Source organism: Flavobacterium sp. TSSA_36, from assembly GCF_051547165.1.
Taxonomy (GTDB): domain Bacteria; phylum Bacteroidota; class Bacteroidia; order Flavobacteriales; family Flavobacteriaceae; genus Flavobacterium.
Map to the genome: position 1 here is coordinate 292659 of NZ_JBPTTP010000001.1, position 23042 is coordinate 315700.

Here is a 23042-nt window from a genome sequence, read left to right on the forward strand (position 1 = left end):
TTTTAAAAATTATAACATTTTTGAATAGTTTTGTTATATTTCTTTATGTAGATTTGTTGCCATAAAATTTTCGAACCATGAAACCAGACTTATTTCAATCTCCTGATTATTATAATCTTGACGATTTATTAACCGAAGAACACAAGTTAGTGCGCGACGCAGCAAGAGCTTGGGTAAAAAGAGAAGTATCCCCTATCATAGAAGACTATGCTCAAAAAGCAGAATTTCCAAAACAAATCATCAAAGGTTTAGGAGAAATTGGCGGTTTTGGCCCGTATATTCCCGTTGAATATGGCGGTGCGGGATTGGATCAAATATCTTACGGATTGATCATGCAAGAAATTGAACGTGGTGATTCTGGCGTGCGTTCTACTTCATCAGTACAGTCATCTTTGGTAATGTATCCCATTTGGAAATACGGCAACGAAGAACAACGCATGAAATACCTACCCAAACTAGCTACTGGAGAATTCATGGGCTGTTTTGGATTGACGGAACCTGACCACGGTTCAAACCCTGGCGGCATGACCACTAACTTTAAAGATAAAGGTGATCATTATTTATTAAATGGTGCGAAAATGTGGATTTCTAACGCTCCTTTTGCTGATATTGCTGTAGTTTGGGCGAAGAACGAAGAAGGACGAATTCACGGTTTAATCGTAGAACGCGGCATGGAAGGATTCACCACTCCTGAAACCCACAACAAATGGTCTTTAAGAGCTTCGGCAACTGGAGAATTGATTTTTGATAATGTAAAAGTTCCAAAAGAAAACTTGCTGCCAAACAAATCAGGATTAGGCGCACCTCTGGGTTGTTTAGATTCTGCTCGTTACGGTATAGCTTGGGGCGCAATTGGCGCAGCTATGGATTGTTATGATACGGCTTTGCGTTATGCCAAAGAGCGTATTCAATTTGACAAACCTATCGCAGGAACCCAATTGCAACAAAAAAAATTGGCCGAAATGATTACCGAAATCACCAAAGCACAGTTGCTAACTTGGAGATTAGGTGTCTTGAGAAATGAAGGAAAAGCAACAACGGCTCAAATCTCTATGGCCAAAAGAAATAATGTAGACATGGCTATCAATATAGCTCGTGAAGCCAGACAAATTCTGGGCGGAATGGGAATCACAGGCGAATATTCCATCATGCGCCATATGATGAATTTAGAATCGGTAATTACGTATGAAGGCACCCACGATATTCATTTATTAATCACAGGAATGGACATTACAGGAATTGCAGCTTTTAAATAAGATAAACAAATATTAAAGTATTGATAAAATCAATTATAGAAGCTTCTTGGTAACAGGAAGCTTTTTTAATTTTACAAAAAAATCCCAATGAATATTACCTACATCAATTCAAAGATAGCTACCCAAAAGGAGCAGCTTTTAAACCATAGTTTATATCATAAAGTACAAACCCTAGAAGATTTACATAGTTTTTTAGAATCTCATGTATATGCCGTATGGGACTTTATGTCTCTTTTGAAAGCTTTGCAAGCCAAACTAACATGCACGACAACGCCATGGTTTGCTACTCCCAATCCAGAAACACGCTATTTAATTAACGAAATTGTTTTGGCCGAAGAAACTGACCTCAGTATTGATGGTAGACGCTTAAGTCACTTCGAAATGTACTTAGAAGCTATGGAAGCTTGTGGTGCAGACACATCAGGTATTAAAACTTTTTTAGAGGAAGTACAATCCATCCAAAACATATTTGTTGCCATCAAGAAAAGTCAATTACACCCAAAAATAAAATCCTTTTTAGATTTTACCTTTCAGGTAATTGAACACGGTAAATCTCACGAAATCGCCGCAGCTTTCACTTTCGGAAGAGAAGATTTGATTCCGAGTATGTTTACTGAAATACTGCAAAACTTTCAAAAAAACTTTCCAGAAACGGATTTAAAACAATTGATTTACTATTTCGAAAGACATATTGAATTGGATGCAGACGAACACGGACCAATGGCCATGCAAATGATTACAGAGCTTTGCGGAAATGATCCTAAAAAATGGGAAGAAGTTGAAGCAATTTCCATTCTAGCGTTAGAAAAAAGAATAGGCCTTTGGGATGGTATCGAAGAACAATTGAGTTTAACGATGGAAACCGCTTAAAAAAAGGGTATGACACAGTTTTCGAAACCTATAAAAACAGCACTACAACACTTCATTATGATGGTTGTGGTGCTTTTTTTCAACCAATGTTCTAGCGAAAACACAACTCTTGTTCCTAAACCTGAAACTACCCCAGCACCTCAACCTCAGCCACAACCCGTAAGCAAGAAAGTTTCTTATATCGCCCTTGGAGATAGCTATACGATTGGACAAAGTGTGTGTCTTACGTGTCGGTTCCCTGAGCAATTAAAGAAAAAACTAGAGACTACGATTCCTGGTTTATCGGTTGACCTAAAAATCATTGCGCAAACGGGCTGGACGACTTCTAATTTAATCAATGCGATTAAAGAACAGCAACCCACTACCGATTATAACTTGGTAACCTTACTTATAGGCGTAAACAATCAATATCAAAACAGGGAATTTGGTATTTACGAAAGAGAGTTTCCGCAATTGGCACAAACAGCCATCACATTAGCAAAAGGCAATAAAGACAATGTTATAGTGGTTTCGATCCCTGATTATGCTTACACTCCATTCGGTCAACAATTTGGAACTCCTACCAAAATCTCAACGGAAATCGATCGGTATAATGCATTTGCAAAAAGTTATTGCGATGCCAATGGCATTACTTTTATCAACATAACCGACATCACAAGACAAGGATTAAAAGAAACTTATTTAGTAGCTACAGATGGCCTTCATCCTTCAGAAAAAGCATATTCCTTATTTGTTGAAAGAATAGCGCCAAAAGCGAACGTAATAGTTCAAAAATAAAGCCCCATCTTATTATGACAGGGCTTAATTTTAATTTTCTGGGGCCAATTCTAACTCAAGGCCTTCAAGGCTTTCCGTTATTGGAATTTGACAACCTAAACGACTATTGGATTTCACATAAAAAGCTTCCGATAGCATGGCTTCTTCATCATCACCCATAGGAGGTAATTCAACCTCATTGAGCACATAACACTGGCAAGAAGCACACATGGCCATTCCGCCACAAGTTCCTTCAACTGGCAACTCATAGGCTTTGCACAATTCCATAATGTTCATTGCCATATCCGTAGGTGCTTGCAATTCGTGAACAACCCCTTCTCTATCTTTAATCTTTATTAAAACATCCATTATCTAAAATTCCTTATTATTTATTTGATCTGAAGATCTAAAATATATTCTTTACTATTTCTATTGTTACTAATTTTCAAACGAAGTATATCCGCTTGATTTATGGTAAATACTACAGTCACATCAGGAGTATACACTCCATCTATGGTTTTATAGACTAGTTTTCCCTTATAAGTAGTATTCACCAAACCATTTTTTTCATTTTTTGTATTTACTAATTCAGGATAAGTCAATTCTGCAGAATCATAAGCCGTGTTTTCTTCCATTTTTGCTTTGTCTCCACTAAGCTTGATTAAAAAATCAGCCCCAGCAATTTTCAAAAACCCTAACCGATTCGAAAACACTTTTACTGGCGTTTTAAACGAAGTATTCTGCCATTCCCCATCATATCCGATATAAGCTTTTGAAACCTCCGCTTCTTGAATAAGTTCTTGTCCATAGCCCGTAAAAAGAGACAAAAGCAACATAAAAAATAAGTACTGTTTTTTCATAATTGGTTAATTTATGGTTAATAACTCAAATATAATTTTTTTCTCAAATAAACAAAGAAAATAAATATGAATTATTCGTACATTTTTCTACCAAAACAAGAAAAAAATGAATACAACACTAAATTTATCTCGACATCGGAATACGTTTTAAAAACTCAAAAGCAAAAATGATTTTTATAAAAAGTCATCCCCTATTCCTGTATCACATCACGTTTACAACCGTTTCGATTTGAGGAGCAAATTTTTTAATAGTAGTTTCCACGCCAGCTCTCAGCGTCATTTGATTAACACTACAACTAGTGCAAGCGCCTTCCAATCGCACTTTCACGTGTTTATCGTCTTCTATTCCAATGAGAGTTATATCACCTCCATCAGATTTAAGAAAAGGTCTAATTTCGTCTAATGCTTTGATTACATTTTCCGTTAATTCTTCTGTTGTCATTTTGATTTTAAATTTAACAACACCATCCATAAGTTTCCTTTGTGATGGTGTTTTTAATTAATTATTTTTTTACCGAGGAACAACCTGCCATAGTAGTAATTTTTATGGCTTCGGTTGCTGGTAAACTTTCATTTCTTTTTACAGTCTCTTCTACGACATTACGCGTAATAGACTCAAAAATAGTTCCAATAATGGAATCCGTTTGCAAAGCCGCAGGCCTACCATAATCTCCTGCCTCACGGATAGATTGTACAATGGGCACTTCTCCCAAGAAAGGCACTCCTAAATCTTTGGCCAAATCACGTGCACCTGCTTCTCCAAAGATATAGTATTTATTATCAGGAAGTTCTTGTGGCGTAAAATAAGCCATATTCTCAATAATACCCAAAACAGGAACATTGATCGCTTCAGACATGAACATGGCCACTCCTTTTTTAGCATCTGCCAAAGCAACCGCTTGGGGAGTACTCACTACAACAGCACCTGTTACAGGTAAAGATTGCATAATTGATAAATGAATATCTCCTGTTCCTGGTGGCAAGTCAATCAACATAAAGTCTAATTCACCCCAATTAGCATCAAAAATCATTTGGTTCAAAGCCTTAGACGCCATTGGACCTCTCCAAATTACCGCCTGACTAGGTGAGGTAAAAAAGCCAATAGATAGCATTTTTACTTCATAACTTTCAACGGGTTTCATTTTTGACTTTCCGTCTACTTCAATAGAGATTGGTTTTTCATTTTCAACATCGAACATGATTGGCATGGATGGCCCGTAAATATCAGCATCTAATACTCCAACACTAAACCCCATTTTGGCTAATGAAACTGCCAAGTTTGCCGTAACAGTAGATTTTCCTACTCCTCCTTTTCCAGAGGCTACAGCAATTATATTTTTAATTCCAGGAATGGCTTTGCCCTTTATTTCTGGCTTGTCCGGTACTTCTACCTTCGTATTGATTTTGATTTTTGCCTCGGCTGCAACTTTTTCCAAAATCGTTTTTTTGATATCGTCTTCCGCTCGTTTTTTAATGTGCATGGCTGGAGTATGCAAAACCAAATCAACTACCACTTCATCTCCAAAAGTCACTACATTGGCAATTGCGCCACTCTCCACCATATTCTTTCCTTCTCCGGCAATAGTAATTGTTTCTAAAGCCTTTAGTATTTCTTTTCTATCTAGTTTCATGAATTAAATATTTATCTAAATTAATCTTACACAAGATTTTTTTTTGAGTCACAAAGATAATGGTTAATTCTTGTATTCAATTAGTAAAAAATTGAAATAATTGATAGAAAAATAAGAGAAATCACTTCAAAAGTAGTGTTTTAAGAAAACTTTAAGCAACAGTTTTTTTGACTCAAAAAACATCCATAATTATTCTTGAACTATGGAAGGTTCCCAAAAATGAGCTTCAAAATTTACTATCTGATTGTCTTTAACAGCAATACCTTCATTCTCTAGCAATTGCTGCATTAAATTCGTTCCATCAAAATGAAGTTTTCCTGTTAGAAGTCCTTTACGATTCACAACACGATGAGCAGGTACATCGGCTAAATGATGCGAAGCATTCATCGCCCAACCTACCATACGAGCAGAACGAGTGGTTCCCAAAGCCTTAGCAATAGCACCATAAGAAGTCACTTTTCCATGGGGAATTTGCTTGACAATAGCATAAACACGATCAAAAAAGTTTGTTTCTTCCATCAGTATTAAAATAGGAGAAGGTCGTAATATTTTAAAATATTCCAAAAAGTAATCAAGGTCACTATTCCGGTGATTGAACCAATAATTTTGTTCATATTTTGAATAAAAAAATCGGCTTTGGATTCAATCTTTGTGAAGAAAACCACATAGCCGTAAAACACCAAAAAAGCCCCCGAAGCTACTCCCATAACAAAGATCAAAATAGAGGTAAAATCAAAGCTAAACAACTGATAGGAGGCAAAAGTAATTCCCAAAAGCACATAATAGGGAATCGGAAAAAAATTCAACGCAGACAGCAATACTCCAAGAAAAAAACGAGAACTATTGCTGTATTTCTTAATTGAACCTTGTTTTAATTTGGGCTTTTTGGCAATGAAAAGAAAGTACAACGTAAGCAATGCAAAAATCACACACCCCATTTCGCGAAGCAATAAGATAAGTGAAGGACTCTTATCGATGACCCGCGCAAAGAGAAGAGCTAAAAAAGTTTGAATAAAAATAATGATGATGGCTCCAAGAACAAACCACATAGCTGTTGACTTCCCCTCTTTTAGGTTCACTTTTACTGCCGTCATATTGATTAATCCTGGAGGAGAAATCCCTACGAAAGCGCTAATAAATCCTAAAAAGAAGAGAGCAAGTATATGCATATTGTTATTGGAATAGAAAAAGCCTAAATAGCCCTAACTTATGGTTTTATTTTAAAACGGATAAAAGTGATGGCTTTGTTAACCGCTAAATACTGTTTTTCATAAAAAGTTTGAAAAGCAGTTACTTCTTCAGGACTTCCTTCATTTTTATACACATTATGATTTGCGTAAATAACCTCATGTCCTTCGCCATGCAAAAGACCCAAAGTGTAGCCATGCATAAACTCCGAATCCGTTTTAAGATTAACGATACCGTCTTTTTTGAGGATTTTTTTATACAATTGCAAGAACTCTGAGTTTGTCATACGATGCTTAGTTCTCTTGTATTTGATCTGTGGATCGGGAAAAGTAATCCAAATTTCGTCCACTTCATTTTCAGCAAAAATATGATGAATCAATTCGATTTGAGTACGCACAAAAGCTACATTATGTAAACCCGATTCTACTGCGGTTTTTGCTCCTCTCCAAAAACGAGCCCCTTTGATGTCGATACCAATAAAATTTTTATTAGGATAGCGCTCAGCCAATCCAACGGAGTATTCTCCTTTTCCACAACCCAATTCCAAAACAAGTGGATTGTCATTATTGAAGAATTCTGTATTCCATTTTCCTTTTAGAGGAAACAACTCCCCTACTACTTCTTCTCTAGTTGGTTGAAACACATTATTGAATGTTTCATTTTCCTTGAACCTTTTTAATTTATTCTTGCTTCCCACTTTTCTTGACTATTTTGCGCAAAAATAAGCAATTATATTAGAAGGCTTGCTTTAGCCAACAAAAAAACGAAGACTACCCTTTGTCTGTCAATTTCTTCAACAAGGTATCTTCTAAAGGTGTTTTGATTTTCACTACTTCATTCACATTTTCATTTGGAATAGTCATAGAAAGCACATAATGCTGGATTTTCCATTGGTTGCCTATTTTGACCAATACGCCTGAGCCTCTACAAATTTTCATCTGCGTAGTCAACAACTCATCAAACCAAGCTAGCTTTCCGCTTTTGTCAACAAAAATATGACGCTCGACCGCAGTAAAATTCCAAGCTTTGCCTTTATCAAAATACGGTTTTGCAAAAGCTTGAAAAGCCTTCTTATCCCAATTTTCTGTAGCATCTGTCCCAATGAATATTGCATCGGGAGTCATTAAATCAAAATAAATATCATATTGTGCTTGTGCGGCTGCTTTGTGCCAACTGTCTAAAAGCGAAGCAATTTGCTGTTGCGTGCTAGTTTCTTGCTGTGCATGGGAATTCAACCCAAAAAGGATAACAATCAGTACTAAAAAAGATTTCTTGTTCATGATCAATAGCTATTTAATATGGTTTCGACCACAAAATTAACGACTTTATGACAACTTTAATCAAAACGTTATTTAATTCTAAAAAAACGGGTAGACACTTCAAAGGCTGTATTTTTTATCCTAAATTTGATCTACAAAACAATTAAATAGTCTATTCATTATGAAAAAAATTCAAGTATTATTAGTCGCAGTTCTTTTAATAAGCTTTTCTAAAAATGCTTTTGCACAAGGACTTGGAGTTCGGGCGGGGTATAACTTCTCGAATGTAAGCGAGGGTAAATTAGGCAACACAACTAACAGAGACGGATACTATGTTGGACTTTACAAAGAAGTACCCCTTTTAGACAAATTATTGTACATCCAGCCCGAAGTACAATTCTCTAAGCAAGGATTCAGTACTGCAATTTCCGATGTTGATTTAAGCTACATCCAAGTGCCAATTTTGGCTAAATTATATGCTTTAAAAATTGTAAGTGTAGAAACAGGACCTCAATTTGGATTCAAAGTAAGCGATAAAGTAAGAGGATTGGGCAATCCGGATTTCAAAACTTTTGATGCCGCGTGGGCTTTTGGAGCTTCGATCAATCTTCCCTTTGGCTTGTCAGTAAATGCAAGGTACATCAGTAGTTTGAATGAAGTCATTAAAAATAGTGATGCTAAAAATCAAGTATTCCAGCTGGGTGCTGCTTTAACTTTCTAATTGCATTATACCCATAAAAAAAGGCAATGACTTATTTGACATTGCCTTTTTTTTATGCACTCTTGCGAGTTACTATACTTTTTGCTTTTCAAAGGCTGTGGTTATAGAACGTTTGATTTTATCGATGGCACCATGAAAGGCTCTTTCTATAGTGTTTGCATGTTCTGTTACGGCAATTGGCTGACAATTCACAGGTCTTACTTCAATCAAACAACGTTTATCATCAATTCCTGATTTGTAACTATTTTCGTCTCCAAAATGAACTTCAACTCTCGTTATTTTATCTTCAAAACGAGCTAATGATTTGACTATTTCTGCAGTAAAATAAGCTTCAACTCTTTCATGTCCTTCGATATGCTTGTCGGTGTTAATTTGCACTTTCATAGTTAGGTGTTTTTAATGTTATACTCAAATTTAAGAAAATCACAAGAAAAAAGCTACTGATTTTGCAAAATTTTGGCATCTTAAAACACTTATTTTTCGTCGATTTGAATTCTCTTTACCGTTGATTTTCTAGAAACCAGTAACGGAATAGCAACGCCTGTGGCTAAAACGATAAGAACAAATAAAGCGGTCAAACCATTGTTTAGCGCTTCAAAGAACATTTTTGAATACACCATAGGGTCTTTCTCTGATGTGAGTTTAATAATACCAATCATCGCTTTGTAAGCATACAATCCAGGAATCATCGGAATTACGGCCGGAATGGAGAAAGTAATCGGAGGACAATTGCGCTTATGGGCAGCAAAAACACTCAAAAAACCTATTAAAGTCGCACCGCATAGTACTGCAAGCACAATTCCAATTTCAAATTCTAACATAAAAAACTTCATTAAACCACCCAATGCGCCTATGACAAAAATAGAAGTCAAGGCTCTTTTGGGGACATTAAATAACATCCCAAAACCTAATGCCGCGCAGCCCAACCAAATTCCTTTTTCTAAAAAAAATACAATATCCATGACTTAGAAATTATAAATTAACAACCCCATTAACAATCCTAAAGCTATCGCGAATGCAATAATCAAAACATTGACACCTCTAGTTATTCCATTCAAAATATTCCCATCAATCAAATCTGCAACGGCATTCATCATGGGTACTCCTGGAATCAAAAACAAAACCGAAGTTGAAAATGCATGAATATAGGTAAGTTGTGGATTAAAATAAAAATATAGCCCAGAAACTATGGCTGCTGTAGCTGCTCCAAAAAAGACGCATAGATAAAAATTGAATTTCATTTTCATAGCTTCCTGTCGCACAAAAAGCCCCGCAAACGTTGCCACAAAACACGCTAAAAGTTCGATAAAATCCCCGCCTAACAACCGACAAAAAGAAGCACCCGCAAGTGCTACCATTGTTAACACTAAAAATCTTGGATAAAGTGGCTTTCTATTTAAGGTAGCCAATTCTTGATTTACCCGTTCTACGCTCCATTTTTCCAATACGATTTTCCAGCTCATGATACTGATCTCAGAAATCAGATTGAAATTAAGATGCATGTTGGGTACCCATTTTACATTGGTAAACGTTTTGTGCTTGTTTTGATAAATTAAGGTAATCATCAAAGCGTGGTTAGTAATTAAAAGCTCAGATTCACAACCAAAAGCGCGGGCTATTCTACTAATCGTAACTTTTATACGCTCTGTATTCGCTCCAGAAACCATCAAAATTGAGCCAATTTCCAACAGCATTTCGCCCAATTCATATTTACTTACTTTGGCAACTTCTTCCATGAATTTATATATATAGATGCCTTAAAATTACCATTTTTATAAATTTCAAAGAGAAAATTGACCGAGTTTTTCAGAATATTAACAATCGCAATCGTTAGAATACCCCTTTAAAACACATTATTTTTGTAGTCTTTTATTTTTATTTTAACAATCAATAGCCAAAAAAAAGCACTGCCAATCAAAGCAGTGCTTTAAAAAAATGTGTTTGGAAATTAGTTAACTTTTACAGGAAAAGTAACAAAAGCATCTGTAGCACCTCCAGCATTCGTAATATCACCTGACACAACACCCGTAGCGTTCTTGTTAGGCTCATGGCGCAAAGTAACAGTTAGATTTCCTGAAGTTGCATTGGTACCCGTTTTTAAGGTAAAAGTCAAACCTATTGGTTTTCCGTTTTTATCCTGATCTCCGTAACTAAAAATTCCTATCGCGGTAGGGGATTGATAAAACAATTGATGTGCATCACCTTCTTCCAGAATTTCTTTGGTAATATTATCAGCGGGTGTAACACTTTCGTTCAAAAAAGAAGTGGTCCCATTATAAGTGGTATTTGTTTTTAAATCACCCGAAACGGTAACAACAGGCTTATTCGGTCCATCACCATCCAAATCTACCGATTTTAAAGTTATTACACTGGCACCAGCAGTAAGCGTTGTGGTTACTGTGGTAATTAATTCTTCTTCATTTACTATTTCGGGATCGTCGTTGTTACAAGAAGAAAAAGAAAGGATTGTTACTAGTGTTAAAGCTAAAAATTTTGAATTTTTCATTAGAATTTAAATTAGATAATTTTTAATAATTGAATTTGATTTGTATTTGAAAATTACGCCCTACTTCATCTGCGAAGAAGCGTTGGCGATTGAGATAATCCCTGTAATTTGTATTGAATATATTTTGCACTGAAAAAGCGATAGTGGTTTTCGTTTTAGGCAACCATTCCAATTGCATTTCTGAATAAAAATGGAGCAAATGATAGCCTGGCGGCGGTGTACTGATGTCTAAAATAGCAGGCTGTAACTCGCCATTGAGATCAATTAGATTAATAGTAAAATTATTGTTGGGGAAACTTTTTTGCCTAAATACCACTTCACTTTTAAGCGATAAAAGCAATGGACACCCGTCTTTTTTCTTCCACTCTAAAGCATTGACAAAATGAAAAGGCGGCATATCAATAAGAGGTTCGTCGTTATCTAAATCAGTCCCTTTAATATAAGCCATTGAAAAACGATGTTGCCATTGAGAAGTAATCTCCCAATTGGTTTGAAAATCTACCCCACCCAAAAGCGCTTTGGTTTGTTGGTATTCCCAAACGGGAAAAGCCCCACGAATGGTCGTTTCGGCCCCAACAGGACGTAAAAACATATAATTCTTCACCGAATGCACAAAGGGATTAAGTTCAAAAGAAAAAGCACGCCACGATTTTTGAAGGCTAGTCGAGAATTTAAGCGATTCTTCCTTCTGTAACGACAAATCCCCGAGCTCTATAATACCCGTTGAATGGTGCAATCCATCACTAAAAAACTCAGATGGATTTGGATTTCTTGTTGCCAAACTAATATTGGTATACCAATCCCATTGCTTATCAAACGTTTTTCTAAAACCAAGACTAGCCGATAGGTTATGGAAGGTAAAACTAGGGTGCGCCAATATTTGGTCTCCCACCTCTCTTACCACAAATTCTGGGAAAAGAACATCGTAACCTCTTTCAGTCCATCTACTTTTGAAATAAAACTTTTTGGCATCAACTTTTGAAAAGTCATAGCGCAAACCACCATCTACAACCAAATCGTCTGATAAAGAAACACTCGCAATTGCATAAATTCCAGCGTCTAGCTTTTCATAATTGGGAATCAACGGACGAATACCCGTAGCAGGACTGGCAAAATTATTTTGAAAACCGGCATTTACGCCAGATTTCAAATGCCAATCGTGGTAGGTTTTCTTGAAATCTACATTCAAATTGTGCGTAGACAATTCTAAATCCAAAGCTGCTAGTTTATTAAAATTTCCTCTTCTTACATCAAACTCCAATCGTTTATTGAATTGAAAAGAATATTGCGAAGAAAGAGAAGCCGTTTCATCAAAATAGTACTGATAATTCAACTTTGCCAAATGGTGTAGCACCTCTTGTTTTGGGTTATCGATATTATAAGTAAAATCGTTGATTACCGAAGGCTTTTGGTTATTGATTGAGTTGTACAAATCATTGATACTCCCGGTATGCGAAGCACTTAAAATACCAATTGTGGTTTGATAATAACTATAAAAAGCCGATACAAAATATCGGTCTCCAGTATATTTTATATCTCCCGTAAAATTAGCTTCTCGATTCCCTGTGTTGGATAAAACATAATCGGGTGCTTCACGATCTCCCATATATTTGAAGGTGCCGAGTACGTTCCAACTCCAGCCTAGGTCATTCCCTTTATGTAAACTTGTAGTGACTGACCCACCTCTTCCGTTGGAAGCCAAATTAAGCATCGTTCTTCCAAACAAAGTGTCTTTTCGGACTTGAATGGGTTCTAAAATCACCAAACCTCCTACAGCGTCGCCACCGTATTGTAAGCCCGAAGCTCCTTTGACTACACTGATTTTCCCCGCAGCATTGACATCAAAATTAGGAGCATGTTCTGATCCCCATTCTTGATCTTGCATCCGAACATTGTTGTTAATGATAGGCACTCGGCTTCCAAACATACCATTTACAATCGGTTTTACCACTGTACTTCCCGTTTTGAGCCCAGAAACGCCTGCCACTTCTTGCAAAACATCTCCTAAAGATTGGTTGCTAAACTTTTCTATAGTGGCTAATTTTACTTTCTGCTCTACCACGGATTGGGATAAGGTATTTCCTTTTTGTTTTATCAAAACCTCATACAAAGCCTCCGCATTCTGTTTCATTACAAAATGAAGTTGCGTATCTCTGCTGATTTCAACTAAAGTATCAATGGCTTGGTATCCAACAAAAGACAACGAAATCGTGCACTTACCATAAGGTAAATCTTTAATTTCATAATAGCCTTTTTTAGTGGTGTTTACCGTTTTGTTTCCAATGTGTACGTGACAGCCCTCCAGGCCTTTTTGGTTTTCAGTCGTAATGATTCCGCTCAATTTGTTCTGTGAAAAAACAATAGCCGTAAACCAAAAGAACACGAAAACACTATAGCTTTTTGCTTGCATTTTTATATTCGAAAAAAATTAAAATAAGATTTTCCTCATTTTACAGAATTGAAAATAAGGTATTTAAAAAAGCTAAGCTAAAGGTGGGCCTCGTAAAGCCAGTAAACACCCGGAATAGAATGTTACCGCTGGAGCGCAATAAAGCACTTGATGTTGTAGTATTTCCATCTTTGGAATGCATTCCAAAAACAGTAAAGGAGTTGCTAAGAAACTACTAATCGTAAACGCACAAACCGAACACGGCTCAGAATAATGATGCGCATGGGTGATTTGTTTATCGGAGTATGCATTTTCATGATGACAAACAGCCGCTTCCAATTGCTCTTGCAAATGCAGATAACTGTGCTTGGCTTGAAAAACCATCGTTGCTAGTAACACCAGCAAAAGGAATCTCGATATGATAGCGTTGTTTTTCATCCTTCGCAAATGTAGTCAAAACAATTGAAATTAGCTGTTTTTTAAAATTACCAACTAACGAAAACGAAAAACAACTCGAAATAATGCTTTGATAAACGGAAGTTTAGGACATTTCCAAATCACTTTCAAATCTTCCACAAAGGTAGTTTCATCATCCAGAAATTTAAAAATTAAGGTTGGATTTCCTTTTTCAAATAATTTTGAAAAAATGGTGCTTCCCATTTCATTGGTACGATCCAAAATATCCAAAAGTAATAGATCATACCACCAGAATTTCGTCTTTTTTATAAATTTTGTAAAAGAAGCTTCTTGCTGTAAGAAAGCCACAAGAGCATCTGATTTTTTGTCAGAATTCCTAAAAGTATAGCCCGTACTGGCTTTGGTCCAACCTCCAGCGGTGCCGATGTTCAGGACATTCTTTGTATTCGCTTTCCAAAACGGATAACAAGTCATCGGAATACTGCCTTGCTCTTTTTCTTGAATGGTATAACTCGTCACTCCGAGTTGCTGTAAGTAGTCTTTGATGGCGGTTTCGTATTCGTCTTTGGGCAAGAGCGAGGCCGAAAAAAGCGTGTATTCCACCAAAGCCTCGGTAGCCGAAGTAGGCAGCACATACATAAAACGCGTATTCCCTTTTTGCGCCACCGAAAAATCCATAAACGTAGGTTTCTCTGCCGTAAAAACTTTCTCTTTAGTTTGCACAAACCACCCCACAAAATGTTGTTGTAACACCGGATATTTTTGCTGATTGACTACAACATTAGGATTGTAAATACTATTAAAAAGCCGTTTACCATAGTAGACATTGAAGGTTGTTTTGACAAAAATTTGCTGCTCGGTTTCTTCAATATCCATTACTTTTTCCTGAGCAAAGCTTACGTTATTATGCCGCCTTAACTCGTTTAAAACTTGGTTGTAAAAGTCCAACCCTCGAATCATCTGATACCGATAGGGATAGAGCTGTAATTCACGTCTGTAATCGAGGCAGGCAAATGTAGCCACATCCCAGTGCTTGCTGACTGAAGGCTCCCACAAGGAGGGCTTTGTAGACCAAAAACACCAAGTTCTGTCGTTAGTGGTTTTAGAATTTTCATCTACTAAAAGGATTTTCTTTTGGGCAAAAAAAGGCAATTGCACCATTTTATACACCGTCATTAAAGCGGCGAGTCCTACTCCAGTAAAAATATAATCGTATTGCGGTGTGGCGTTTTCTGACATGCCTCAAAATTAGAGAATTTTAAAGAAGATTACTAGAGTCGTTCCAAATCGAATAAGAATAAATCATTCGTTATCCTTTACAGGAATGAAAGTGTGCTCCTTTTTCAAAAAAAACGCAAAGAGAAGCATAAATTTTGAACTCGAAATTCATGAATGACCATAAATCACTTTGGGACAATTTTTACCAAAAATACTTTTAGTACACCACTAAACCAAAATAGAAATTTTTACTACAAAGAGACTTCAACGTTAAAAATTCTATTTAATTGGATAAAAATCATGGCAAAGTTACTATTTTTGAATTTTACTAATAAATAATTTGATAATCATGAAATATCATCAAATAAACAGTGGGCTTTTTGTAAAAAATAGAGAAAAATTCACTGCTCAAATGAAACCGAAAAGCGTGGCGGTTTTTAATTCAAACGACATATATCCGGTTTCTGCCGATAGTACTTTACCTTTTGCACAACATAGAGATATTTTCTATTTATCGGGTGTAGATCAAGAAGAAAGCATTTTGTTGTTATTCCCAGATGCGCCTTACGAACACTTGAAAGAAATCCTTTTCTTGAGAGAAACCAATGAGCACATTGCCATTTGGGAAGGCGAAAAACTAACCAAAGAACGTGCCTTTCAAGTATCGGGAATTAAAACCGTATATTGGCTACAAGATTTCGATAAGACGTTAAAAGAAATCATGACCTATGCCGAAGTGATGTACATCAATACCAACGAGCACTATCGTTCAGCTGTTGAGACCGAAACCCGTGAAGACCGTTTTATCAAAAAATGGAAAGCACAATATCCTGCACATACCGTAGCCAAAAGCAACCCCATTTTGCAACGCATTCGCTCCATAAAAGAAACCGAAGAAATCGATTTGATCCAACAAGCGTGTAACATCACCGAAAAAGGATTCCGTCGTTTGCTTTCGTTTGTGAAACCCAACGTAATGGAATATGAGGTAGAAGCCGAATTGATTCACGAGTTCATTCGCAACCGTTCCAAAGGGTTTGCCTACACGCCCATTATCGCTTCTGGAAATAATGCTAACGTATTACACTACATCGAAAACAACCAACAATGTAAAGCAGGCGATTTATTGTTGCTAGATGTAGCGGCAGAGTACGCCAATTATTCAAGCGATTTAACCCGTACCATACCAGTTTCTGGACGCTATTCTGAAAGACAAAAAGCCGTGTACAACGCAGTACTTCGCGTGAAAAACGAAGCTACCAAAATGCTTACGCCAGGTACACTTTGGAAACAATATCACGTAGAAGTGGGTAAAATTATGACTTCCGAATTATTAGGTTTAGGTCTGATTGACAAAGCCGACGTTCAAAACGAAAATCCTGATTGGCCAGCTTACAAAAAATATTTTATGCACGGAACTTCTCACCATATGGGACTCGACACGCACGATTATGGATTGCTCCACGAACCGATGGAAGCCAATATGGTGTTCACGGTAGAACCTGGAATTTATATTCCTGCCGAAGGTTTCGGTATCCGAATTGAAGACGACGTGGTGATTCAAAAATCAGGAGAACCGTTCAATTTAATGCGCAACATTCCGATAGAAGCAGACGAAATCGAAAGCTTAATGAACGCTTAAAAATAGAACACGAAGTACACTAATTCTCACGAAAAAGTAGAATTCAAAATAAATACAACTAACGGCATCTTTTTCTGGATGCCGTTTTTTTTATGCCCAAAAATGTAACATTTCAATTTAACCGCTTACTAATTCCCTAAACGGTAAAACACAAAATCATGATAGCACACGAAATAGACTACCATATTTATGGTGAAGAAATGCAATATGTAGAAATAGAACTCGATCCACAAGAAATTGTCATTGCCGAGGCGGGAAGCTTTATGATGATGGACAATGGCATCCAAATGGAGACCATTTTTGGAGACGGCTCCCAACAACAATCTGGGTTGTTTGGCAAACTACTAAGCGCAGGAAAAAGAGTTTTAACAGGAGAAAGTCTGTTCATGACCGCGTTTCTCAATCAAAATTACAACAAAAGCAAAGTCTCCTTTGCCTCGCCTTATCCCGGAAAAATCATTCCAATTGATTTGAGACAATTTCGCGGAAAATTCATTTGCCAAAAAAACGCTTTCCTTTGCGCTGCCAAAGGCGTAGCCGTGGGTATTGAATTCTCCAAAAAATTAGGCACAGGTCTTTTTGGCGGCGAAGGTTTCATCATGCAAAAACTAGAAGGCGACGGCATGGCTTTTGTACATTCGGGCGGAACTTTAGCCAAAAAAGAATTACAACCTGGCGAAATCCTCAAAGTAGACACCGGTTGTATCGTAGGTTTCACCCAAGATATAGATTATGATATCGAGTTCATTGGCGGCATCAAAAACTCTCTTTTTGGTGGCGAAGGCCTGTTTTACGCAACTTTGCGTGGCCCTGGAACAGTGTACATTCAGTCGCTTCCGTTCTCAAGATTGGCCGATCGTATCATTGCCTCAGCCCCAAGAGCCGGTGGCAGTAGCCGAGAAGAAGGCAGCCTTTTGGGCGGACTCGGCAATCTTTTAGATGGCGATAACCGCTTTTAATAACAGCATTTTTTCAAAAACACCCTACCCCAAAACAACAAATTTTGGAGTATTTTTTTAGGAGCAGTAAGCATAGGGATTTTTTGTAAACACCGTCCCGCTATCCGCTACACCCGAGCGAAAGCGAATTGACGAAGTAATCTCTAGTACCGAACCCCGGCACTAGAGGATTTCCACTCCTATCGGGGCTACAAACCAACATTTGGCTTTATTAGGCTACATTTTGAATTCAAAAAGTCTAGAAATAAAAAGTACTTTTGCAAAAAACACTCGAACTTTGAAAACCCTTCACTACAAAAACACCTCTATCGCATTCACCGACACGGGAAAAGGAACCGCTATTGTTTTATTGCATGGCTTCCTAGAAAACCAATCGATGTGGAGTGCTTTAGTACCCGTTTTGAGTCAAAAATACCGCGTCATCACCATCGATTTGTTAGGTCACGGCCAAACCGAACCTATGGGTTACCTCCAAACTATGGAAGACAATGCCGATGCGGTACACGAAGTGCTTTCTAGTTTGCGTCTGCGAAAAGCGGTTTTCATCGGGCATTCCATGGGCGGTTACATAGCTTTAGCCTATGCCGAGTTATATCCTGAAAGTGTCAAAGGATTGGTGTTACTCAACTCCACAGCCAAAGAAGACAGTCCCGAACGCAAAACCAACCGAGACCGCGCCATTAAAGCGGTCAAAAAAGATTACGAAACCTTTATTCGTCTTTCTATCGCCAACTTATTCAGCGAAGACAACCGCGACCGTTTAAACAACCGCATCGAAAAGGTAAAAATCGAAGCTTTACAAACACCCTTGCAAGGCATCGTCGCCTCGCTTGAAGGGATGAAAATCCGTAAAGACCGAGAAATCTTGCTCCACACTACAGCTTTTCCTAAACTATTAATCCTAGGAAAAAAAGACCCTGTTTTGAACTACGAAGAAACCGTTACTCAAATCCAAGGAACTACCGTAGAATTGGTAACTTTCCCAGATGGCCATATGAGTCACATCGAAAATGAAACGGAGTTAAGTGAAGAATTAATGCAATTTTTGAAGAAGATCTAAACCTTCTCCTTAAATGGAATTGCTGGATCCAAAATCTCTTGTAACAAGCCAACCAATTGCTCCAAATAAGCAGTCAAAATAGCCGCATTAATAGTGGATTCTTCTATTTTTTCTTCTTTTAAAGTAAAAGGCAAAAATCCAGCTTTACTATTTTTAAAGGAGATAATACCCGCTTGCATCGGTTGTTCTTTGGCTAGGGTTTCGTACATAAAGGCATACACCAAAATTTGAATGATTTTGTCATTTTTAATGTCATCCACTAATCCGTTCCAAGATTTCAAGGTAACATTGCTTTTTTCAACTTTACCTGTTTTATAATCTATAATTCGAATGGTACCGTTTCGAACTTCAATTCGGTCAACGTTCCCTGCAATTTTCACAGGAAAAGGTAAACTCGGATGTTCCAAAACACGCTCAAAAGTAGCTTCCAAAGCCAAAATTTTAACAGCATCACCCGCTTTTATGGATTGTAATTCAGACTTCAAGAAATTAAAGACGTTGCGTTTCGCTACTTCAAAAGCCAATAAATTGCGTCCTTTAGAAATTTCGCCTTCTTTATACACCAATTTAAATTGTTTCAACACCTCTGAATCAATTTTTTGAATAGCCTGCTCGATATCTTGTTCCGAAATGAACTTATCTATAAAAGGCGTGTACAATTCCTCCAAGGTCTTGTGAATAATTGTACCTAAAGTATTCAAAGCTATGTTCTCTTCAACTTCTTCTGTATCTCGAATTCGCACTATTTTTTTGAAATAAAAATCAATAGGATTCCGAATGTAACTAGTCAAGGCCGAAGGTGAAAATCCTTTCTCTGCAATTTCTTTCAAACGCTCCATAACCAATGGCGACTTTTCAACACACATTGGCACGTAAGCCGAATCAGGGACAGTGGCATTGTAAATCTCGTGAGTAAGCGTATGATTCTGTCGTTGCTCCACTTCGAGTTGTGTGATGAAACGGCTTTTTTCACCACCATCTAATCCCTCATTTTCGGTATTGTAAATCAAATAAATAGTTTTAGCGCGTTGCAATAAATGATAAAAGTGATAGGTGTAAATCGCATCTTTTTCTTTAAAAGTGGGCAATCCCAATTCTCTCTTGACATCATAAGGAATAAAAGAATTCATCGATTTTCCAGCCGGAAATTTTCCTTCATTCATTGAAGTCACTATAACCGTATCAAAATCCAATACCCTGCTTTCTAAAACGCCCATAATTTGCAAACCATTCAACGGCTCTCCTTCAAAGGAAACCTCAGCCAAATCAATTATCTGTTTGTAAATGGCAAAAAGAGTCGGTATTTGATCAATATGCAAGTGTTGAGCATAATAACTCTTCAACTTGTTAATCACCGTAAAAATTGAAAACACAAAGGCCTTGGTTAATTTCTCTTCTTCATTATCATTACTCAGATTATTACGCAAAAGCAACAACAAACTAGCAATAACATCTAAAACTGCCATAGAACCGCTGTCCCATTTTTGAAACAACAAATCGAATAATGGATTCGTTTGGTTTTGGAGTTCTAGTATTTTTTTAAGTGTAATAAAAGTGTAATTATTCTCTTTTATAATCCAAACCAAATGGCTCGAGTTTGCAAAAGATGCTACTAAAGGATGCGTAAGAATATCGAGTACATCTTTATAATAAAATACATATTGAGAAGGATTTCTTTTCAAAGCATTCGTATGCATTTTAAACAATTTTGCTACTAGCAATTGGGCTGGGTTATTTTTACTCGAATATCCCATGGTAATATTCAAAGCGCCAACCGAAGCAGGAAGAGAATACAACAACGGCATTAAAAGATTTTCCTCGCCTAAAACCACTGCTACTTTATCGAGATGCGGTGTCTCTTGTTCGGCAATGGTTTTTTCAATAAGGCTACCCACAATTTTGGCTTGCCCAATAGTTTTTGGAGTACCAATTATATGAATGTTTTTAGACTTAGAGAAATCATCCTGTATCCATTCAAAAGGGTGGGATTTGTAGTGCTTCCAACTTTCTTTAAATCTTCGAATAAATAATCCAGCATCATGATAAGGATCATTCAAAAATGTTTGATCAGCATCCCAAAAAATAGTGGCTTTATCATTAGCTATTAAATGTTGAATAATTTTTTCTTCGGCAGCATTTAAGGCGTTAAACCCCGCGAATACATAAAATTTAGTCCCGATTTTTTTTGAAAACGCAGGGAGATTAGCTACCGCTTCTCTATAGATCAAGCCTTGATACCCTGTCTTTTTTTCTAGTAAATAGTGATATAGCGATTGGTAATAATATGGCAAAAGCTTCCAAAAATCAATATAATTTTCAAGTAATTGTGTTTTATCTTCAACAGCTATTCCCCATTTTTTAATGTCTTCAATATCTTTTAAATAAGACAAAACATGATTTGGATCCAATAAATAACGATCGATTTCATTAAAATCCTGTAACAACATTTTGGCCCAATTGGCAAATAATTCGAAGGATTGCTGATTTTGTTTAGATGTAATTGACAAATACACTTCATAAAATTCAAACAATAATTCAATTGAATCTATGGAACGAATTGCTGAAACCTCTTGTACAAAATCTTCAATACTTGTTATTTCTGGACAAAAAACAGTTCCTGTAATTTGTTTTTTTAAGGCTTCAATCAAAAATATTTTAGCTCTCTTATTAGGTAGTACTACAACAGTATTCGGAAATTTTCCCGAATAGTTGGTGATTAATTGAGTCGCGATTTGATCTAGAAAAGTTGGGTTTGTCATATTATAAAAATAAAAAAAGCCGTTCAATTAAGAACGGCCTTTCAAAAATAAAATATTATTTATTATTTCATGTTAACTTTCATTCCGTCAACACCACCAACATAAATAACTTCTGTTCTTCTGTTTTCAGCTTTACCTTTAGCAGTTTTGTTAGACGCAACTGGTTTAGTATCACCAAAACCTTGAGCAGTTAAATTAGCAGGATTAATGCCTCTAGCTACTAATGCTTCTACTACTGCTTTAGCTCTTGCTTCAGATAATTTTTTGTTCATGGCTGGTTTACCAACATTATCAGTATGACCATTCACTTCAAATTTAGCATTTGGGTAATTTTTCAAGATTTCTTTGATAGCATCTAAACTAGTAGCAGTTTGTGGTTTAGCAGCATCTAATGTAGATTTACCTGTTACGAAGAAAATAGATCTAGATTCTACACGTAATTTTTCTACAACTTCTTGAGTTACTTCTGGACATCCTTTGTTACTAGCTGGACCTGCCACTAACGGACAAGCATCTTCTAAATCTGGCACACCATCTTTATCAGCATCTAAAACAACTGGACAACCTTGATTCTCTCTTGGTCCTGCAACAGTAGGACATTTGTCATCTTTATCTGCTACACCGTCGCCATCAGTATCAGGACAACCTTTAGTTGAAGCTGGACCTGCAACATCTGGACAAGCATCATCTTTGTCAGCGATTCCGTCTCCGTCTGTATCAGGACATCCGTTGAACGCAGCTAAACCAGCAACATCTGGACAAGCATCGCTTCCATCAACAATTCCGTCGCCGTCAGTATCAGGACAACCGTTGAATTGTTTTAATCCAGCAACATCTGGGCAAGCATCATCTTTGTCATAGATTCCATCTCCGTCAGTATCTTTACCTCCAAATTTGAATACAAGACCAGCTGTGTGCTGTGCTAAGGATGGAGATTCAGGATTTAAACCATCATTTCTGTCTCCAAAAGATTTTCTGTAAGTTGAAGACAATGCTAAACCTACATTTTCAGTAAACCATAAAGTTAATCCTAATCCTACATTAACCGTTCCGAAGCTATCTTTCCCTAAGAAAGTATACCCTCCACCAGCTTGTAAACTTGGATCAAACCATTTTGTACCGATCAACTCCATGAAACTGTATTTTACAGTTCCATCAATTCCGTAGTACATTAAGTCTCCAGGATTTGTAACGACCATTCCTCTACTATCAGCACCAGCAGCAGTTGGAGCAAAACTTACGAATTTGTCGATTTTGTTGACTGAACCACTTAATCCAAAAGAAAAACCTCCATTGATGTGTCTAGATACCTGAATATAAGACACAGACGGAAGAATGTTCCAGTTGTCTTTTACAGCAAATGGCTGAGAGAAGTGTTGTGGAAACCAGTTAACGTGATCTTGTTTAACACTCGGTCTTGAGTCGATAGCATTTACACCAATGGTAATTGCCCACGGATTGTTACTATCTTGCGCTTGGGAAGATAATCCCGTAGCCATCAATACAGCAACTAAAAATTTGTTAAGATGTTTCATAATGATTCTATTAATA

Annotated in this window: 24 protein-coding genes; 7 read left to right on the forward strand and 17 right to left on the reverse strand. The window is 36.9% G+C overall.

Annotation, left to right across the window (positions count from 1 at the left end; genetic code table 11):
* Window positions 1-77: 77 nt before the first annotated feature.
* From ACSVH7_RS01315 to ACSVH7_RS01325, 3 genes are all read left to right on the forward strand, one after another.
* Entirely contained in the window at window positions 78-1256 is a 1179-nt protein-coding gene (locus tag ACSVH7_RS01315; RefSeq protein WP_315156814.1) for an acyl-CoA dehydrogenase family protein, read from the forward strand.
* A gap of 87 nt (window positions 1257-1343) precedes the next feature.
* Window positions 1344-2126 carry a DUF3050 domain-containing protein gene (locus ACSVH7_RS01320; protein WP_438064891.1) on the forward strand — a complete coding sequence of 261 codons (783 nt, stop codon included), beginning with the start codon at window positions 1344-1346 and terminating at the stop codon, window positions 2124-2126.
* A 9-nt stretch (window positions 2127-2135) separates the two neighbouring features.
* Window positions 2136-2903, forward strand: coding sequence for an SGNH/GDSL hydrolase family protein (locus ACSVH7_RS01325; RefSeq protein ID WP_438064892.1), 768 nt, complete (start codon window positions 2136-2138; stop codon window positions 2901-2903).
* A 30-nt stretch (window positions 2904-2933) separates the two neighbouring features.
* Here the strand turns inward: ACSVH7_RS01325 and ACSVH7_RS01330 are convergent, their stop codons facing one another.
* The 8 genes from ACSVH7_RS01330 to ACSVH7_RS01365 form a co-directional block, all read right to left on the reverse strand.
* Complete coding sequence (locus tag ACSVH7_RS01330) at window positions 2934-3251, reverse strand: 2Fe-2S iron-sulfur cluster-binding protein (protein ID WP_064715444.1); 318 nt, start codon at window positions 3249-3251, stop codon at window positions 2934-2936.
* A gap of 20 nt (window positions 3252-3271) precedes the next feature.
* Window positions 3272-3742 (reverse strand): hypothetical protein, encoded by a 471-nt coding sequence (locus ACSVH7_RS01335; protein WP_438064893.1) that lies wholly within the window; start codon window positions 3740-3742, stop codon window positions 3272-3274.
* Window positions 3743-3944: 202 nt separating this feature from the next.
* Complete coding sequence (locus tag ACSVH7_RS01340) at window positions 3945-4184, reverse strand: NifU family protein (RefSeq protein WP_438064894.1); 240 nt, start codon at window positions 4182-4184, stop codon at window positions 3945-3947.
* 61 nt (window positions 4185-4245) lie between these two features.
* Window positions 4246-5373 (reverse strand): P-loop NTPase, encoded by a 1128-nt coding sequence (locus ACSVH7_RS01345; RefSeq protein ID WP_438064895.1) that lies wholly within the window; start codon window positions 5371-5373, stop codon window positions 4246-4248.
* 189 nt (window positions 5374-5562) lie between these two features.
* The gene (locus tag ACSVH7_RS01350) at window positions 5563-5892 is read right to left on the reverse strand and encodes an MGMT family protein (protein WP_438064896.1); all 330 of its coding nucleotides are present in this window, start codon (window positions 5890-5892) and stop codon (window positions 5563-5565) included.
* Between the two features lie 5 nt (window positions 5893-5897).
* On the reverse strand, window positions 5898-6542 hold the full coding sequence (locus tag ACSVH7_RS01355; protein WP_438064897.1) for a LysE family transporter: 645 nt from the start codon (window positions 6540-6542) through the stop codon (window positions 5898-5900).
* 38 nt (window positions 6543-6580) lie between these two features.
* Window positions 6581-7258 (reverse strand): tRNA (guanosine(46)-N7)-methyltransferase TrmB, encoded by a 678-nt coding sequence (trmB, locus tag ACSVH7_RS01360; protein WP_438064898.1) that lies wholly within the window; start codon window positions 7256-7258, stop codon window positions 6581-6583.
* Window positions 7259-7331: 73 nt separating this feature from the next.
* Window positions 7332-7841: a nuclear transport factor 2 family protein gene (locus ACSVH7_RS01365; RefSeq protein ID WP_438064899.1), complete on the reverse strand. Its 510-nt coding sequence runs from the start codon at window positions 7839-7841 to the stop codon at window positions 7332-7334.
* Between the two features lie 160 nt (window positions 7842-8001).
* Here ACSVH7_RS01365 and ACSVH7_RS01370 point away from each other — a divergent pair, with 160 nt between their 5' ends.
* Window positions 8002-8541, forward strand: a complete 540-nt coding sequence (locus tag ACSVH7_RS01370; RefSeq protein ID WP_438064900.1) for a porin family protein — start codon at window positions 8002-8004, stop codon at window positions 8539-8541.
* A 72-nt stretch (window positions 8542-8613) separates the two neighbouring features.
* Here ACSVH7_RS01370 and ACSVH7_RS01375 read toward each other — a convergent pair whose 3' ends face one another.
* The 7 genes from ACSVH7_RS01375 to ACSVH7_RS01405 form a co-directional block, all read right to left on the reverse strand.
* Window positions 8614-8925 (reverse strand): HPF/RaiA family ribosome-associated protein, encoded by a 312-nt coding sequence (locus tag ACSVH7_RS01375; protein ID WP_438064901.1) that lies wholly within the window; start codon window positions 8923-8925, stop codon window positions 8614-8616.
* 89 nt (window positions 8926-9014) lie between these two features.
* The gene (locus ACSVH7_RS01380; RefSeq protein ID WP_438064902.1) at window positions 9015-9503 is read right to left on the reverse strand and encodes a threonine/serine exporter family protein; all 489 of its coding nucleotides are present in this window, start codon (window positions 9501-9503) and stop codon (window positions 9015-9017) included.
* 3 nt (window positions 9504-9506) lie between these two features.
* Window positions 9507-10277: a threonine/serine ThrE exporter family protein gene (locus ACSVH7_RS01385; protein WP_438064903.1), complete on the reverse strand. Its 771-nt coding sequence runs from the start codon at window positions 10275-10277 to the stop codon at window positions 9507-9509.
* A 212-nt stretch (window positions 10278-10489) separates the two neighbouring features.
* A complete protein-coding gene (locus ACSVH7_RS01390; RefSeq protein WP_438064904.1) occupies window positions 10490-11047 on the reverse strand; it encodes a type 1 periplasmic binding fold superfamily protein in 558 nt (185 codons plus the stop codon).
* A gap of 22 nt (window positions 11048-11069) precedes the next feature.
* The gene (locus ACSVH7_RS01395; protein WP_438064905.1) at window positions 11070-13457 is read right to left on the reverse strand and encodes a TonB-dependent receptor; all 2388 of its coding nucleotides are present in this window, start codon (window positions 13455-13457) and stop codon (window positions 11070-11072) included.
* Between the two features lie 292 nt (window positions 13458-13749).
* Window positions 13750-13893, reverse strand: coding sequence for a hypothetical protein (locus tag ACSVH7_RS01400; RefSeq protein ID WP_438064906.1), 144 nt, complete (start codon window positions 13891-13893; stop codon window positions 13750-13752).
* A 35-nt stretch (window positions 13894-13928) separates the two neighbouring features.
* The gene (locus tag ACSVH7_RS01405; protein WP_438064907.1) at window positions 13929-15092 is read right to left on the reverse strand and encodes a lycopene cyclase family protein; all 1164 of its coding nucleotides are present in this window, start codon (window positions 15090-15092) and stop codon (window positions 13929-13931) included.
* 328 nt (window positions 15093-15420) lie between these two features.
* Here ACSVH7_RS01405 and ACSVH7_RS01410 point away from each other — a divergent pair, with 328 nt between their 5' ends.
* The 3 genes from ACSVH7_RS01410 to ACSVH7_RS01420 all read left to right on the forward strand — a co-directional run bounded on the left by ACSVH7_RS01410 (window position 15421) and on the right by ACSVH7_RS01420 (window position 18732).
* Window positions 15421-16713 (forward strand): aminopeptidase P family protein, encoded by a 1293-nt coding sequence (locus ACSVH7_RS01410; RefSeq protein WP_438064908.1) that lies wholly within the window; start codon window positions 15421-15423, stop codon window positions 16711-16713.
* A 158-nt stretch (window positions 16714-16871) separates the two neighbouring features.
* Window positions 16872-17672, forward strand: a complete 801-nt coding sequence (locus tag ACSVH7_RS01415) for a TIGR00266 family protein (RefSeq protein ID WP_438064909.1) — start codon at window positions 16872-16874, stop codon at window positions 17670-17672.
* 277 nt (window positions 17673-17949) lie between these two features.
* On the forward strand, window positions 17950-18732 hold the full coding sequence (locus ACSVH7_RS01420; RefSeq protein ID WP_438064910.1) for an alpha/beta fold hydrolase: 783 nt from the start codon (window positions 17950-17952) through the stop codon (window positions 18730-18732).
* Here ACSVH7_RS01420 and ACSVH7_RS01425 read toward each other — a convergent pair.
* On the reverse strand, window positions 18729-21491 hold the full coding sequence (locus ACSVH7_RS01425) for a PD-(D/E)XK nuclease family protein (RefSeq protein WP_438064911.1): 2763 nt from the start codon (window positions 21489-21491) through the stop codon (window positions 18729-18731). The genes ACSVH7_RS01420 and ACSVH7_RS01425 overlap by 4 nt on opposite strands.
* 62 nt (window positions 21492-21553) lie before the next feature.
* Complete coding sequence (locus tag ACSVH7_RS01430) at window positions 21554-23026, reverse strand: OmpA family protein (RefSeq protein ID WP_438064912.1); 1473 nt, start codon at window positions 23024-23026, stop codon at window positions 21554-21556.
* Window positions 23027-23042 lie beyond the last annotated feature (16 nt).

Excerpts from the sequence above, each read along its gene's own strand:
- ACSVH7_RS01365 (WP_438064899.1), bottom strand. The coding sequence starts at position 7,841 with ATGAACAAGAAATCTTTTTTAGTACTGATTGTTATCCTTTTTGGGTTG.
- ACSVH7_RS01410 (WP_438064908.1), top strand. The coding sequence starts at position 15,421 with ATGAAATATCATCAAATAAACAGTGGGCTTTTTGTAAAAAATAGAGAA.
- ACSVH7_RS01380 (WP_438064902.1), bottom strand. The coding sequence starts at position 9,503 with ATGGATATTGTATTTTTTTTAGAAAAAGGAATTTGGTTGGGCTGCGCG.
- ACSVH7_RS01340 (WP_438064894.1), bottom strand. The coding sequence starts at position 4,184 with ATGACAACAGAAGAATTAACGGAAAATGTAATCAAAGCATTAGACGAA.
- ACSVH7_RS01325 (WP_438064892.1), top strand. The coding sequence starts at position 2,136 with ATGACACAGTTTTCGAAACCTATAAAAACAGCACTACAACACTTCATT.
- ACSVH7_RS01375 (WP_438064901.1), bottom strand. The coding sequence starts at position 8,925 with ATGAAAGTGCAAATTAACACCGACAAGCATATCGAAGGACATGAAAGA.
- ACSVH7_RS01315 (WP_315156814.1), top strand. The coding sequence starts at position 78 with ATGAAACCAGACTTATTTCAATCTCCTGATTATTATAATCTTGACGAT.
- ACSVH7_RS01415 (WP_438064909.1), top strand. The coding sequence starts at position 16,872 with ATGATAGCACACGAAATAGACTACCATATTTATGGTGAAGAAATGCAA.
- ACSVH7_RS01405 (WP_438064907.1), bottom strand. The coding sequence starts at position 15,092 with ATGTCAGAAAACGCCACACCGCAATACGATTATATTTTTACTGGAGTA.
- ACSVH7_RS01390 (WP_438064904.1), bottom strand. The coding sequence starts at position 11,047 with ATGAAAAATTCAAAATTTTTAGCTTTAACACTAGTAACAATCCTTTCT.
- ACSVH7_RS01425 (WP_438064911.1), bottom strand. The coding sequence starts at position 21,491 with ATGACAAACCCAACTTTTCTAGATCAAATCGCGACTCAATTAATCACC.
- ACSVH7_RS01355 (WP_438064897.1), bottom strand. The coding sequence starts at position 6,542 with ATGCATATACTTGCTCTCTTCTTTTTAGGATTTATTAGCGCTTTCGTA.
- ACSVH7_RS01370 (WP_438064900.1), top strand. The coding sequence starts at position 8,002 with ATGAAAAAAATTCAAGTATTATTAGTCGCAGTTCTTTTAATAAGCTTT.
- ACSVH7_RS01345 (WP_438064895.1), bottom strand. The coding sequence starts at position 5,373 with ATGAAACTAGATAGAAAAGAAATACTAAAGGCTTTAGAAACAATTACT.
- ACSVH7_RS01335 (WP_438064893.1), bottom strand. The coding sequence starts at position 3,742 with ATGAAAAAACAGTACTTATTTTTTATGTTGCTTTTGTCTCTTTTTACG.
- ACSVH7_RS01385 (WP_438064903.1), bottom strand. The coding sequence starts at position 10,277 with ATGGAAGAAGTTGCCAAAGTAAGTAAATATGAATTGGGCGAAATGCTG.
- ACSVH7_RS01395 (WP_438064905.1), bottom strand. The coding sequence starts at position 13,457 with ATGCAAGCAAAAAGCTATAGTGTTTTCGTGTTCTTTTGGTTTACGGCT.
- ACSVH7_RS01430 (WP_438064912.1), bottom strand. The coding sequence starts at position 23,026 with ATGAAACATCTTAACAAATTTTTAGTTGCTGTATTGATGGCTACGGGA.
- ACSVH7_RS01330 (WP_064715444.1), bottom strand. The coding sequence starts at position 3,251 with ATGGATGTTTTAATAAAGATTAAAGATAGAGAAGGGGTTGTTCACGAA.
- ACSVH7_RS01320 (WP_438064891.1), top strand. The coding sequence starts at position 1,344 with ATGAATATTACCTACATCAATTCAAAGATAGCTACCCAAAAGGAGCAG.
- ACSVH7_RS01350 (WP_438064896.1), bottom strand. The coding sequence starts at position 5,892 with ATGGAAGAAACAAACTTTTTTGATCGTGTTTATGCTATTGTCAAGCAA.